The sequence below is a fragment of the Xanthomonas codiaei genome (genome assembly GCF_002939785.1).
Classification (GTDB): Bacteria; Pseudomonadota; Gammaproteobacteria; order Xanthomonadales; family Xanthomonadaceae; genus Xanthomonas; species Xanthomonas codiaei.
The window spans coordinates 14,805-27,857 of record NZ_MDEC01000004.1 but is presented as its reverse complement, the minus strand read 5'-3'; the positions used below and the strand labels follow the sequence as shown (position 1 = coordinate 27,857).

Annotated in this window: 10 protein-coding genes and 1 pseudogene; 10 read left to right on the top strand and 1 reads right to left on the bottom strand. The window is 59.0% G+C overall.

Features of this window, described 5'->3' with window-relative positions:
* Positions 1-81: 81 nt before the first annotated feature.
* The 9 genes from XcodCFBP4690_RS03790 (at position 82) to XcodCFBP4690_RS03750 (ending at position 11,253) form a co-directional block, all read left to right on the top strand.
* Complete coding sequence (locus tag XcodCFBP4690_RS03790; RefSeq protein ID WP_104539734.1) at positions 82-345, top strand: YlcI/YnfO family protein; 264 nt, start codon at positions 82-84, stop codon at positions 343-345.
* 6 nt (positions 346-351) lie between these two features.
* On the top strand, positions 352-660 hold the full coding sequence (locus tag XcodCFBP4690_RS03785; RefSeq protein ID WP_104539733.1) for a type II toxin-antitoxin system RelE/ParE family toxin: 309 nt from the start codon (positions 352-354) through the stop codon (positions 658-660).
* Positions 661-700: 40 nt separating this feature from the next.
* Entirely contained in the window at positions 701-1,591 is an 891-nt protein-coding gene (locus XcodCFBP4690_RS03780; RefSeq protein WP_104539732.1) for a restriction endonuclease, read from the top strand.
* Positions 1,592-1,731: 140 nt separating this feature from the next.
* Positions 1,732-4,476 carry a type I restriction-modification system subunit M gene (locus XcodCFBP4690_RS03775; RefSeq protein ID WP_208622683.1) on the top strand — a complete coding sequence of 915 codons (2,745 nt, stop codon included), beginning with the start codon at positions 1,732-1,734 and terminating at the stop codon, positions 4,474-4,476.
* Positions 4,467-5,705 (top strand): restriction endonuclease subunit S, encoded by a 1,239-nt coding sequence (locus XcodCFBP4690_RS03770; protein WP_104539730.1) that lies wholly within the window; start codon positions 4,467-4,469, stop codon positions 5,703-5,705. Before XcodCFBP4690_RS03775 ends, XcodCFBP4690_RS03770 begins: the two co-directional genes overlap by 10 nt.
* Positions 5,702-6,757 (top strand): PDDEXK nuclease domain-containing protein, encoded by a 1,056-nt coding sequence (locus tag XcodCFBP4690_RS03765; RefSeq protein ID WP_104539729.1) that lies wholly within the window; start codon positions 5,702-5,704, stop codon positions 6,755-6,757. The genes XcodCFBP4690_RS03770 and XcodCFBP4690_RS03765 overlap by 4 nt, the downstream gene beginning before the upstream one ends.
* A 4-nt stretch (positions 6,758-6,761) precedes the next feature.
* On the top strand, positions 6,762-9,884 hold the full coding sequence (locus XcodCFBP4690_RS03760) for a type I restriction endonuclease subunit R (protein ID WP_104539728.1): 3,123 nt from the start codon (positions 6,762-6,764) through the stop codon (positions 9,882-9,884).
* Positions 9,884-10,588: a M48 family metallopeptidase gene (locus XcodCFBP4690_RS03755; protein WP_104539727.1), complete on the top strand. Its 705-nt coding sequence runs from the start codon at positions 9,884-9,886 to the stop codon at positions 10,586-10,588. Before XcodCFBP4690_RS03760 ends, XcodCFBP4690_RS03755 begins: the two co-directional genes overlap by 1 nt.
* A gap of 368 nt (positions 10,589-10,956) precedes the next feature.
* Entirely contained in the window at positions 10,957-11,253 is a 297-nt protein-coding gene (locus XcodCFBP4690_RS03750; RefSeq protein WP_104539726.1) for an XAC0095 family protein, read from the top strand.
* 162 nt (positions 11,254-11,415) lie between these two features.
* Here XcodCFBP4690_RS03750 and XcodCFBP4690_RS03745 read toward each other — a convergent pair.
* Positions 11,416-11,670, bottom strand: a pseudogene (locus XcodCFBP4690_RS03745) (type III secretion system effector protein); the annotation flags it as partial.
* Positions 11,671-12,217: 547 nt separating this feature from the next.
* Between XcodCFBP4690_RS03745 and xopAV the strand changes: the two are divergent.
* On the top strand, positions 12,218-12,991 hold the full coding sequence (xopAV, locus tag XcodCFBP4690_RS03740; RefSeq protein WP_104539725.1) for a type III secretion system effector XopAV: 774 nt from the start codon (positions 12,218-12,220) through the stop codon (positions 12,989-12,991).
* The last annotated feature ends 62 nt before the right edge of the window (positions 12,992-13,053 follow it).

Here is a 13,053-nt window from a genome sequence, read left to right as displayed (position 1 = left end):
GACTTAGGTCTGCAAAGAAACCTTGAAGCACCGGCGCTCGCTTGCGATGATGCATCGCAATTGCAACGCACGGGGCCTGCCATGAAATCCGCATCTCTTCCATCGCTCCGGGTAGACCCGGCGCTGCGCGAAGCGGCCGAGGCCGTGCTGCAGGAGGGTGAGACGCTGTCCAGCTTTGTCGAACACTCCGTGCGTGCCCAGGTGCAGCAGCGTCAGCAGCAGGAAGCCTTCATTGCACGCGGGCTGGCGTCGCTTGACAGCGCCAAGGCATCCAACCGGTACATCGACGCGACCGATGTGCTGGCCGGGCTGCAGTCCCAACTGGACCAGGCGCGCAAGGGCTGAGTCAAGGTGGGATTTTCCGTCCGCTTCACGCAGCAGGCGCGCGACGATCTCGCGCGTCTTTACGACTGGCTGCTACAGCGTGCCGAAGGCGACTTCACCGTGGCCGAGCGCGCGCTGCAGGCGATCCGCGACGGCGTTACCGTGCTCGAACTGGCCCCGTTGAGCTGCCGCAAGGCGGGGTTGGCGGACCCGTTCTTGCGGGAGCTGGTGATCGGTTTCGGTGCCAGCGGCTACGTCCTGCTGTTTGAGGTGGAAAGCGATCAGGTCGTCACCGTTTTGGCAGTCAGGCATCAGTGTGAAGGCGACTATCATTAAGCACGGCGCCGGCGCCAACGCCGCGCCACAGGGGAAGTAGATGGCCAATATCAGCAGGCGCCGCACGGGTGAATTGACCCGTGCGCTGTTCCACATCCTCAAGACTCAGCCTGAAGGCATGCGTGCCGCAGACGCGCTGGCCGCACTGGAAAAGCAGGTCGTGCTTACCGAGTACGAAGCGGGCGACTACGAAACCGGCGGCCGTCGCTTCGAGAAGATCGTGCGCTTCAGCACCGTAGCGCCGGTCAAGGCCGGCTGGCTGGTCAAGGACAAAGGCATCTGGACCCTCACGCCAGAGGGCGAAGCGGCGCTTGACGCGTATCCGGACCCAGAGGAGTTCATCCGCGCGGTGGGGCAACTGTACAAGAAGTGGAAGAGCGCCCAGCCTGTTGCCGACGAGGTCGACGATCCCGAAGGCGAGCTCACCGAGGAATCGGCCAGCATCACGCTAGAAGAAGCCGAAGAAATGGCATGGGCCGAGATCGAGGCTTACCTCGCTGCGATGCCGCCCTACGACTTCCAAGAGCTCGTAGCGTCTCTGCTGCGGGCGATGGGGTATCACGTTGCCTGGGTCGCGCCGCCCGGCAAGGATGGTGGCACCGACATCATTGCCTACAACGATCCGCTCGGCACCCGCCCGCCGCGCATCAAGGTGCAGGTCAAGCGTAATGCAAACTCGCCGCGGATTGATGTGACAGGCCTGCGCAGCTTTATGGCGGTTCTGGGGGATGGAGACGTCGGTTTGTTCGTCGCTTTGTCCGGCTTCACCAAGGACGCCGACTACGAAGCGCGGCAATCGCATCGGCGGATCAATCTGATCGATGCGCGAAAGTTGGTCGAACTATGGACCACCCACTATTCACAGCTTGAGGACACTGCCAGGGCCCGTCTGCCGCTCAAGCCGGTTTGGTTTCTGGCCGGAAAAGAATAAGTAGGCCCGAGCGTCGTGCGCGCCATGCTTGAAACAACTCCTGGCTAAGTGGCTATCGATGCTGAAAAAATACTCTTTGCCGCTAAAGCGGCTTCACTGGCAGGCGTGATGCAGGCCCTCAAGCAGTACGGAACAACGCAGTGACATCCACCGAGCAAAATACTGAACGTTTTCTCGCCATGTTGCAGTCTCTCGGCGGCTCTGCTGGCAACGGCAAGCTGCGAGAGGAACTTGGCTGGCAGGAAAGTACGTATCTACGCATCAAACACCTGTTGATCGAGCAAGGCGACATCGTGTCTGGCCGAGGGCGCGGCGGTTCCGTCGCGCTTGCTGAGACGGCTGTGGTGCAAAACAGAGCCGGAGATTCTGGTGCAAAACAGGCAGAAAAAGTAGTGGAAGTTCTTAAAGTAAAGGCAGTCAAGACGAATGCCGAGGCAGACACAGCACCGTCGGTGAGGCGCAGCGGCGTAGTCAAAAAGTCTGACCTGTATAGCTCCATCTGGGCCTCCTGCGATGAGCTGCGCGGTGGCATGGACGCAAGCCAGTACAAGGACTATGTACTGTTTATGCTGTTCATCAAGTACATCAGCGACAAGTACGGTAACAGTGACGATTTCGCCCCGCCTGTCGTCATCCCGCCTGGCGCCTCGTTCAAGGACATGGTGGCGCTCAAGGGCAAGGCCGATATCGGCGACAGGATCAACACGCAAGTCATTCAAAAGCTGATCGACGCCAACACCAAGCTGGGGCGCAGCGACTTCCCCGACTTCAACGACCCCAACAAGCTCGGCGAAGGCCCGGCCATGGTCGAGCGGTTGGGCAACCTGATCGCCATCTTCGAAAAGCCCGAGCTAAACTTCGCCAACAACCGGGCCGACAACGACGACCTGCTCGGCGATGCGTACGAGTACCTGATGCGCCACTTTGCGCAGGACTCCGGCAAGAGCAAGGGCCAGTTCTACACCCCCTCCGAAGTCAGTAGCATCATCGCCCAGGTGATCGGCATCTCGCATGCCAATAGCCGCGGATCTACGACCGCCTACGATCCAACCTGCGGCTCAGGCTCACTATTGCTGAAAGTGGCAGCCGAGGCCGGCCGGCAGATCACGCTGGAAGGGCAGGAAAAGGACGTGACCACTGCCGGCCTGGCGCGGATGAATATGATCCTGCACCACTTCCCCAGTGCCACCATCCTTGGCGGGGACACGCTGTCCAACCCCAGGTTCAAGGATGGCGAGCAGCTGCGTAGCTACGACTACGTGGTCGCCAACCCGCCGTTCTCGGACAAGAAGTGGTCCACCGGGCTGACGCCCGCCAACGATCCTTATCAACGTTTTGCCTGGGGCGCACCGCCGGGCAAGCAGGGCGACTACGCCTATTTGCTGCACGTCATCCGCAGCATGAAGGCAACTACCGGCAAGGGTGCCATCATCCTGCCCCATGGCGTGCTGTTTCGTGGCAATGCGGAAGGCGTCATTCGCAAAAACCTTGTGCGCTCAGGTGTGCTCAAGGGCATCATCGGCCTGCCGGCCAATCTGTTCTACGGCACCGGCATCCCCGCCTGCATCCTGGTGCTGGACAAGGAAAATGCCAGCGCTCGCAAGGGCATCTTCATGATCGACGCCAGCAAAGGATTCATCAAGGACGGCCCCAAGAACCGCCTGCGCGAGCAGGATATCCATCGCATCGTCGATGCCTTCCGCCGTGGCGTGGATGTGCCGCGCTATGCCCGTATGGTGCCGCTGGATGAAATCGCCAGCGACAAGAACAGCTACAACCTCAACTTGCCGCGCTACATCGACAGCAGCGAGCCGGAAGACCTGCACGACATCGATGCGCACCTCAACGGCGGCATCCCCGAGCGCGATATCGGCGCATTCGCCGCTGACTGGGAGGAAATGCCAGCCCTGCGCCAGGCGCTGTTCGAGGCCGAGCGCCCTGGCTATGCGCGGCTGCGCCAGCCGATAGCCGAAGTGCGCCCCGTCATCCTGGCCCACCCGCAATTCCAGCGATTCCGCAGCAAGGTCGAAACCCTGTTCGAAAAATGGCAACAAGCTGTCACCCCCTTACTCACCGGTATCCAGCCCGGCGACAAACCCAAGGTGCTGATTACGCAGGCGGCCGAAACCCTGCTCGCAACCTTCCACGCTGCGCCCCTGCTTGACCCTTATGACATCTACCAGCATCTGATGGACTACTGGGCGGAAGTGATGCAGGACGACGCCTACCTGATTGTCGCCGACGGCTGGGTGGCGCTGCCCCGGCGCATCGTCGAAATCGACAAGAAAGGCAAGGCCAAGGACAAGGGTTGGATCTGCGATCTGCTGCCGAAGTCCTATATCGTTGCGCGCTACTTCGCCACCGAGCAGGCCGAGTTGGAGGCCAAACAAGCCGAGCTTGATAGCGTTGCTAGCCAGCTTGCCGAGTTGCAGGAAGAACACAGTGGCGAAGATGGTGCCTTCGCAGGCTTCGACAAGATCAACGCCGCGCAGGTGAAAGACCGTATCGCCGAGATTGGCGACGACGCCGACAGCGCTGACGAACGCGCCGTGCTCCAGCAGTGGCAGCAGCTCAGCGCCCGCGAAGCAGCGCTGAAAAAGACCGTCAAAGCGCTTGATGGGGAACTCGACCAGCAAGCCTACGAGCAGTACGCCAGCCTCGGCGAAGCTGAGGTGAAAACGCTGGTGGTGCAAGACAAATGGCTGGCCCACCTGCAAGCCGACGTACAACAGGAGCTGAAACGCATCTCGCAAACCCTCGCCCAGCGCATCCGCGAACTGGCCGAGCGCTACGAGACCCCGCTGCCCAAGCTGGAAGATGACGTGGCCACCATTAGCGCCAAGGTGGAAGCACATCTGAAAAAGATGGGGGCGGTATGGAAGTGAAACCGGGTTACAAGCTGACGGACGTGGGAGTGATTCCGGAGGATTGGGAGATTAAGTCATTTGGCGAATTATTCGAATTTAGAAATGGAGTTAACGCCGATAAGAATGCATATGGTGAGGGTGTTCGGTTCATAAATGTTCTGGAGCCTATTACATATTCGCACCTGCATGGCCAAGATATTCCTGGGAGGGTGTCTCTTCCAGAGCGCATTATTAATCATTATGCCATCAAGAAGGGTGACGTAATTTTTAATCGTACATCAGAGACGGAATCTGAAATTGGTTTGGCGGCGACTTATCTTGATTCCGAGGTTGTTGTGTTTGGTGGCTTTGTTATTCGTGGGCGACCAATTTTTCAGGCTCTTGATCCTCTGTACTCTGGCTATGCTTTTCGCGCGCCATTTATTCGCTCTCAGATTGTTCCGATGGGGCAAGGTGCAGTTCGTGCAAACATCGGACAGCAGAGCTTGGGTAAAGTTTTAGCGCCTATACCTCCGTATGAAGATCAGCGCGCTATCGCTTCTGTCCTGAGTGATATGGATGCGCTGCTGGACGGATTGGATCGCCTGATCGCCAAAAAGCGCGCCATCAAACAGTCCTCCATGCAGAAAATCCTTGCCGGCCACATTCGCCTGCCGGGGTTCAGCGGAGAATGGGAGGTGAAGACGCTTGGCGATGTGGTCGACCAATTTGTTGGGGGTGGGACACCAAGTCGGGCAAATCCCGCATATTGGGGGAATGAAATTCCCTGGGTGACCGTGAATGATTTTGCAACCTTCAATCCGTTTCAGGCGCAAGAAGGAATAACAAGGTTGGGTTTATGTAATAGTGCATCAAATTTGATTCCGGCTGGAACGCTGATAACTTCAGTTCGTATGACGCTTGGTAAAGCAGTGGTCTATCAAGTTGATGTGGCAATCAATCAAGACATGAAGGCTTTGTTCTTGAATTCGGACGTGACTGTTGATTTCTTATTCCACTGGTTTTCTTGCTATGGTGAGCGCATAGACGATATTGGTAGCGGAAGCACAGTTAAGGGTATTTCAGTTAACGAGTTGAAACGCCTAGAGATATCTTTTCCAAAGAAAAATGAACAAACTGCCATCGCTACCGTCCTCACCGACATGGATGCCGAGATCATCGCGCTCGAAACCCGTCGCGCCAAGACCCGCGCGCTCAAGCAGGCGATGATGCAGGAACTGTTGACGGGGAAGACGAGGTTGATATGAGCGACAAGCCAGCTTCCCTCGCCGCCACCCCGCAGGGCTATGCCGACTGGCTGGTAGAGCTCAAGGGGCGCATCCACGGCGCACAGCAACGTGCGGCGCTGGCGGTCAATCGGGAGCTGGTGGGGCTGTACCGGCAGATCGGCCGCGACATTCTGGCGCGGCAGGCCGAGCAGGGTTGGGGCGCCAAGGTGATCGAGCGTCTGGCGCATGACCTGCGTGCTGCCTTCCCGGAGATGAAGGGTTTTTCGCCACGCAACCTCAAATACATGCGGGCCTTTGCCGAGGCCTGGCCGGACGAATCATTTGTGCAAGCGGTGCTTGCACAATTGCCCTGGTATCACCAGTTGGCCTTGCTGGACAAGTTGCCCGGCCCTGAAACCCGCCGCTGGTATGCCGCCAAGGCCATCGAGCACAATTGGTCGCGCAACGTGTTGGTGCTGCAGATCGAGTCCGGCCTGTTGGAGCGTAGCGGTTCGGCCGTGACGAACTTCCCGGCCACCTTGCCCGCCCCGCAGTCCGACTTGGCCATGGAGTCGTTGAAAGATCCGTACCGCTTCGATTTCCTCGGCCTTGGAGAGCAAGCGCAGGAACGCGAGATCGAGGGCGCGCTGGTGCAGCACGTGACCGATTTCCTGCTGGAACTGGGCGCGGGCTTTGCCTTTGTGGGGCGGCAGGTGTTGCTGGACGTGGGCGGCGAGGAGTTCTTCATCGACCTGCTGTTCTATCACCTCAAGCTGCGCTGCTACGTAGTAATCGAACTCAAGGCAGGCAAGTTCAAGCCCGAGCACCTGGGGCAACTGGGCTTTTATCTGACGGCGGTAGATCGGCAGCTGAAGCACGTGCAAGACAACCCAAGCATCGGCCTGCTGCTGTGCAAGAGCAAGAACAAGGTGGTGGCCGAATACGCGCTGGGGGACAAGTCCCAGCCAATGGGCATTGCCGAATACAAGCTAGTGGAATCTCTGCCGCAAGAGCTGCAAACCAGCCTGCCGAGCATCGAGCAGATCGAGCGGGAGCTGGCTAACGCTGTCAATGAACGCACCAAGGAATGATGCAATGACCCAAGGCATGCCGCGCTCCGAGCGCAACTCACAAAACCGCGTAGCGCGCCTATTCGCTGACCCCGTAGACAAGGGCGGTCTGGGTTACGAGCACCTTGGCAATTGGAGCAAGCGCGAGAACAATCGGGCCATTGAAGTCGATCTGTTACGCGCCAATCTGGCAGCGCGTGGTTACGCGCCTGCCCATATCAGCGCCGCACTGCAAAAGCTGGAAGTTGCGGTGGATGTCACCGGCATCACGCCCTATCAGGCTAACCTACGCACCTACCAATTGCTGCGCTATGGCGTGCCGGTGCAGACTGCGGCCGGCAAATCGCACGAGACGGTACAGCTGATCGACTGGGTGCAGCCGCAGCGGAATCAGTTTGCCCTTGCCGAAGAAGTGACGCTGAGAGGCGGGAGCACACGCCGGCCGGACATCGTGCTGTACATCAATGGCCTGGCGGTGGCGGTGATTGAGCTCAAGCGCAGCTCGGTGGATCTGGGCGACGGCATTCGCCAGCTGCGCAGCAATCAGGAGGAGGCGTTCAACCAAGGTTTCTTCAGTACGGTGCAGGTGTTGCTGGCCGGAAGCGACGCGCAGGGGCTGCGCTATGGCACCACCGGCACCCCGGAACAGTTCTTCGTGCAGTGGAAAGACGAACAACCATTGGCTGCAGTAGCGGCAGGCGCCTTATTGGATCGTCCACTGGCACAGATGTGTAGCAAGGTGCAGTTGCTGGACTTGATCCGCAACTTCGTGATCTTCGACGCAGGCTTCAAGAAGGTGCCCAGGCAGCACCAGTACCAGGGCATCAAGGCGGCCCAGGCGCGCATTGCCCAACGCGAGGGTGGTGTGATCTGGCACACCCAGGGCAGTGGCAAAAGCATCTTAATGGTGCTGCTGGCCAAGTGGCTGCTGGAGCACGACCCGCAGGCGCGCGTGCTGGTGGTCACTGACCGCGACGAACTGGACAAGCAGATCGAAGGTGTCATGCGCAATGCCGGTGTGATTGGTGCGGAATCCGCTGCGCCGCGCATCACCTCCCGAGCGGACTTCGTGCGAAAACTGAGTGCGGCCGCCCCCCGCTTGCTGTGCGCGCTGATCCACAAGTTTGATGCTGCGGACCTCAAGGGCGAGCCACCACCGATCCATGGGCGGTTCTACGTGTTTGTTGACGAATGCCACCGTACTCAGGGTGGCAACATGAACAAGCAGATGAAGCGCTGGCTAGACGATGCGATTTTCGTTGGCTTTACTGGCACGCCGCTACTGCGCAAGGACAGGCAAACCACCCGCGATGTGTTCGGGACCTACATCCACACCTACAAGTTTCACCAGGCAGTGGCAGACAAGGTGGTGTTGGACCTGAAGTACGAGGCCCGCGACGTGCCGCAGCGGTTGACCTCGCGTGCGGCCATCGATGCCTGGTTTGAAAAGAAAACGCGAGGGTTGAACAACTTTCAGAAATCCATCCTGCGCAAGCGCTGGGCAACGATGGAAGAGTTGATGAGCGGTAAAGAGCGCAAGGACCGCATCGTTGCCAACATTATCGAGGATTTCAGCCTCAAGCCCCGCCTGGACAACGATCGTGGTACGGCGATTCTGGTGGCTGCGTCGATCTACGACGCATGCCATTATTTTCGGCTTTTACAGAACACACATTTTAGCCCGCATGTAGGTGTCATCACATCGTTTGAGCCCAATCCGGTGGCGATCTCGAAGGCGTCATCGGGCAGCGATGAGCGCTACAAGTACGACACCTATAAGCAGCATGTGCTGCGCACCGGCCAAACAACCAAACAGTACGAAGACGAAACCAAGCGCCGCTTTATTGAAGAGCCGGCCAGCATGAAACTGCTGATTGTGGTCAGCAAGCTGCTGACAGGCTTCGATGCGCCCAGTTGCACTTACATCTATCTGGACAACGAGCTGCATGACCACAACCTGTTTCAGGCCATTTGTCGCACCAATCGTCTCGACGGCGAGGACAAGGACTATGGCTACATCGTCGATTACAAAAAGCTGTTCGATGATGTGCAGCAGGCGATTGCGGTGTACAGCTCCGATGCGTTGGACATCGACGCCGGTAACAGTGGCGACAACAACATCCAGCTAAAGAATTGGCTGGGCGAAGGTCGTAAACAGTTGGATGAGGCGCGCGAGGCGTTGCACTACCTGTGCGAGCCGGTCGAGCACCCTCGCGAAGTAGAGCAGTTCATCCACTACTTTTGCGGCCATGCAGGTGATCCGGAGGCGCTACTGGAGAGTGAGGCGCTACGTATTGCCTTCTACAAAGCGGTAGCGACCTATCTGCGCGCCTTTGCCGCAATTGCCCAGGACTTGGCCGAGGCGGGTTATTCCAATAGCGAGGCCGATACCTTGCGGTGCGAAACCGAGTTCTATGCCGAGGTTAGGTCTGCCATCAAGCATTGCAGTTGTGAGGAGCTGGATATCAAACCCTTTGAGGCTGATATGCGACATCTCATCAACACCTATGTCCATGCCGAACCGGCACAAGCATTGGGGCAACTAGCCGAGCTGTCGCTGACTGAGCTGATCATCAAAACCGGCGTCCACGACGCTATCGCCAAAAAGCTCAACGAGAAGGGCAAGCTGTCAAAGAATGCCATTGCGGAAACCATCATCAACAATGTCCGCAAGACCATTATCCGCGACCGCCTGACTGATCCGCGGTTTTACGAGCAGATGTCCAAGCTGCTCGGCGATTTGATCCAACAAAGCCGCGAGAGCACCGAAGCCTACGAAGCATTTCTGAGGAAGGCAGAGGCGTTGGTGATGACCTGGCATGAGAGACAGCACGATAGTGATGAACCCACCATGCTGCGTGGCAATGCCGGCGCGCTGGTGATTTATCGCAATCTGCCGGACATCATTTCTGATGATGCTCAAGCTGGACATGGCGCCATCCAGGAGCCGGAAGTGAAATACGGCAATCGGCTGGCCTTCCTGGCACTGAAAATCGATCGCCTGATGCGTGACGAGGCTCCGGCAGGATGGCGAGGAGATGAAGCAAAGGAACGCATTGTGCAAAATGTTCTGTATCCGCTGACGGGCCGCAATCGCGAGGCCACGCTCAAGCTCTTCGAGCTGCTGAAAAGTCAGTCGGGCTATTGATGAAACAGACGCACATCCGCCTGGGCGAGCTGGACATTGCGGTCACCTTCAAGGCTGTGAAGAACGTCCACCTTTCCGTTCACCCGCCGCAAGGCGAGGTGACGCTGGTGGCGCCGACTGGCACACGGCTTGAAGTGGCACGCGCCTATGCGATTTCAAAGTTGCGTTGGATTCGACAACAGCAGGTGCAATTGCTGGCGCAGGTACGTGAAACACCCAGGCAGTTTGTCACCCGCGAGAGTCACTACGTCTGGGGGCGACGCTATCTGCTTGCTGTGGTGGAGCGCGATACTTCGCCCGCCGTCAAGATGGACCACCGGCGCATCACCCTGAGTGTGCGTCCCGGCACCGATGCAGGCAGGCGCGAGGCCATTTATCAACGTTGGCAGCGGTCATTGCTGCATGAAGCGATCCAGCCGTTGATCGCGCACTGGGAAGGCCGTATCGGGGTAAAGGTGGAAGGTTATTTTCTCCAGCGCATGAAAACCAAGTGGGGGAGTTGCAATCACCTGCGCGCCCACATCCGGCTCAATACCGAGCTGGTCAAGAAGCCGCGTGACTTGCTCGAATACGTGATTGTGCATGAAATGATTCATCTGCTTGAGCCAACGCACAATGCACGCTTCATCGCCTTGCTGGACAAGCACTACGCTGGATGGCGAGACGCGAGAGCTGAGCTCAACGCCTTGCCCCTGGCGACATAGCCGACAGGTATCGGCCCTGCTCACACTGCGACGATTCGAGTGCAGGCCGCTAGCTCAAGTCTGAAGGGTGCAAGCTAGCCGCTCCAACGCGTGCCTTGGGGTTGACGCTGAATTTGATGAGTAGCATGCTCAGCCTACGGAGCCTCGAAACTCCGCTAACAGCGGTACCCACCTCCGACAAACCGGTGGGTTTTTTGTGCCTGCAACTTTTGTAGGTGCAACCGACGTGATGCCTGCGTCGGGAGGGCGGCTAATACAACACCCGCAAGGGGAATACGCCCGCCGGCTGTTAGCGGTTTCGAGCCTCCCGACTTCCCGTCCGTCGCCTTGCGGCGGGCGGGCTGATTCCATGGAATGAGGAGCAGGCCATGTCGGACGTTGTACGCGATGCGCAGTCATACCGGGGCTACTACTTGCCAGAGGGCGCGCAATACCGCTTGCAGCAGCTGCGCGACCACATTCGATTTTTGGCGCGCCTGGCGCAGCCACGCACGCAGGCCGAAGAGCAGTCGCGGCAGCCTGCCATCCGCATGGACGAGCTGGCGTGCTGCCTGGAGCTGCTGGCCGAGCAGGTAACGCAGGCACTGGCGCAGGTGCAGTGGCCCGCGCGCCTGGAGCCCGACGCCTCTGAGAACGCGCGTGCCGATGCTGGGGAGGCCGCATGAGCCGGTGATGGCATCGCCCCGCACACAAAGGCGGGCCGGGGATGACAAGCCGCGTGATGCGCTTGCGTTCGGCATCACCGTGGAGCAGGTGGATGCGCTGGAACAGTTGCTGCTGCCCAGCTCTGCAGAACCTGGTTGCCGCGTCTGCAGAATGCTCGATCGTCATTTTGTCTTGGCAAGCGCCGCTTTCGCCAAGGCGGACATCAGCAGTTTGGCTTTCTCCGAATGCCTGACGTCGTTCTCGCCTATCTGCTCCACAACGCTGAGTCCATCGGTCTGGATCTGCCTCGGCGTAAACAGCATGCCCGCCGCGCCGGGAACCGAGGCAAGTAGTGTCAGTGGGTCGTACAAGTTGAGTCTGGTGACCTTCGGCCACACCTGGTCGAACGCAATGGCCTGTCTTGCGCCGTCTTGGGGCTCTGCGCAGGGCGGGTGTCGATCTGCCGCCACGGGTCCAGCGTGCTGAGCCGTGCGCTCGGTCGCCGCGGCCTGTTTGTGGGCATATGCAGTGTGGGTGGGTGCCCGATGGGGTCCATCCATTGTTCTCGCGTAGATGCTGGCCAACGGGACGATCAGCATGGATGCGGCGTCATTCCCTGGTACATCGATCAGCGAAGGGCGCGGTAACGGCACGAAGCGGCGGTTGCCTGTTGCGCTGCTTCAATGATGAAATCGTGACCGTCGATATAGTGACAGCGTGTAGCGATCTGCGGACACGTCGCCTCTGCATCCTGCCATTGCAGCATGGCAGCACACTGGCATTTACACCGTTGTCGGACGCTTGTCTTGTGACAGGTGGCCGCAGACGCATACGCGTGCGTGGTCGCTACGCCGATACCCTGCACCTGTGCGAGGTGCGAACCAGTCTGTTTCGTCAGGTGCTGCATGCTTTCGGTTATTCGCTTTACGCAGGGACATCCAAGAGCAATATTGACGGCCTGTCAACTCGATGAAGAGGTGAAGCATGCGCCCTGCGAATCTGACATCGGCCACACGCAGAGGGTCAAGACACGATCAACCTGAGATGCCAGCCGAGCATGGCGTTGGCTCCTCCCAACAGCAGGCGGATCCTCAGCAGAACAGGCAATTGACGGAAAACCTGAGGCCACGGCCACCAGTGCGTGCGGCGCGCCTGAGGCAGCCGCATGTGCCCATCGGCGCACAGATCGCAGGCGTCGGCGCACAGATCGCAGGCGCGGGAAGGTGGGTGGCGCATGCTGGCACGATGGTGGCAGCTGCTTCGCTCGTTCCTAGTGGCTTGGTCGCATTACAGGCGCCGTTCGCGGCAGCTTACGGTTACGCGACAGATAATCCGCACTTGAAGAACTACGCAATCGCTGCTTGTCCTCCTTTTCTGGCGTCGTTGAGTGCGTTGGCTGCGGCATATTCGATCGAACGTCTGATGGAATGGTATGAGCAAGCACTATCTCAGTCTCCTGTGACGAAGGCAGCCAGGGCAGCCGAGTTGGGAACAACCGAAGCATGCTTGGACGAGGCCATCGACCTGGTCACCGCGCCCGATGCAGAGACGTCCGGCCCTGAAATGAGCGAAGGGGAGAGGATTGCACTGGCCACGGATCTCATGCACCTGGCGACATCAGACCGTTCGCAGTTGCCTCCTGAACTCTGGAGTGCTGCCAGTGGGGTTGGCAACGATGCCAACGCGTTGGTGAGTCGCTTACTTGCGGCCGCGCGAAGCCGCGCGTCTGCAGATGCGCCTGCATCGTCCGGTGGTTGAAAGGCGACCCCACGCGTGATGCGTCCGGGTTGCGCGGTGAACCACGTGTCACTTGCTAGGTG

Coding starts and splice junctions, on each gene's coding strand:
- XcodCFBP4690_RS03790 (WP_104539734.1), top strand. CDS start 82: ATGAAATCCGCATCTCTTCCATCGCTCCGGGTAGACCCGGCGCTGCGC.
- XcodCFBP4690_RS03780 (WP_104539732.1), top strand. CDS start 701: ATGGCCAATATCAGCAGGCGCCGCACGGGTGAATTGACCCGTGCGCTG.
- XcodCFBP4690_RS03770 (WP_104539730.1), top strand. CDS start 4,467: ATGGAAGTGAAACCGGGTTACAAGCTGACGGACGTGGGAGTGATTCCG.
- XcodCFBP4690_RS03765 (WP_104539729.1), top strand. CDS start 5,702: ATGAGCGACAAGCCAGCTTCCCTCGCCGCCACCCCGCAGGGCTATGCC.
- XcodCFBP4690_RS03760 (WP_104539728.1), top strand. CDS start 6,762: ATGACCCAAGGCATGCCGCGCTCCGAGCGCAACTCACAAAACCGCGTA.
- XcodCFBP4690_RS03755 (WP_104539727.1), top strand. CDS start 9,884: ATGAAACAGACGCACATCCGCCTGGGCGAGCTGGACATTGCGGTCACC.
- XcodCFBP4690_RS03750 (WP_104539726.1), top strand. CDS start 10,957: ATGTCGGACGTTGTACGCGATGCGCAGTCATACCGGGGCTACTACTTG.
- xopAV (WP_104539725.1), top strand. CDS start 12,218: ATGCGCCCTGCGAATCTGACATCGGCCACACGCAGAGGGTCAAGACAC.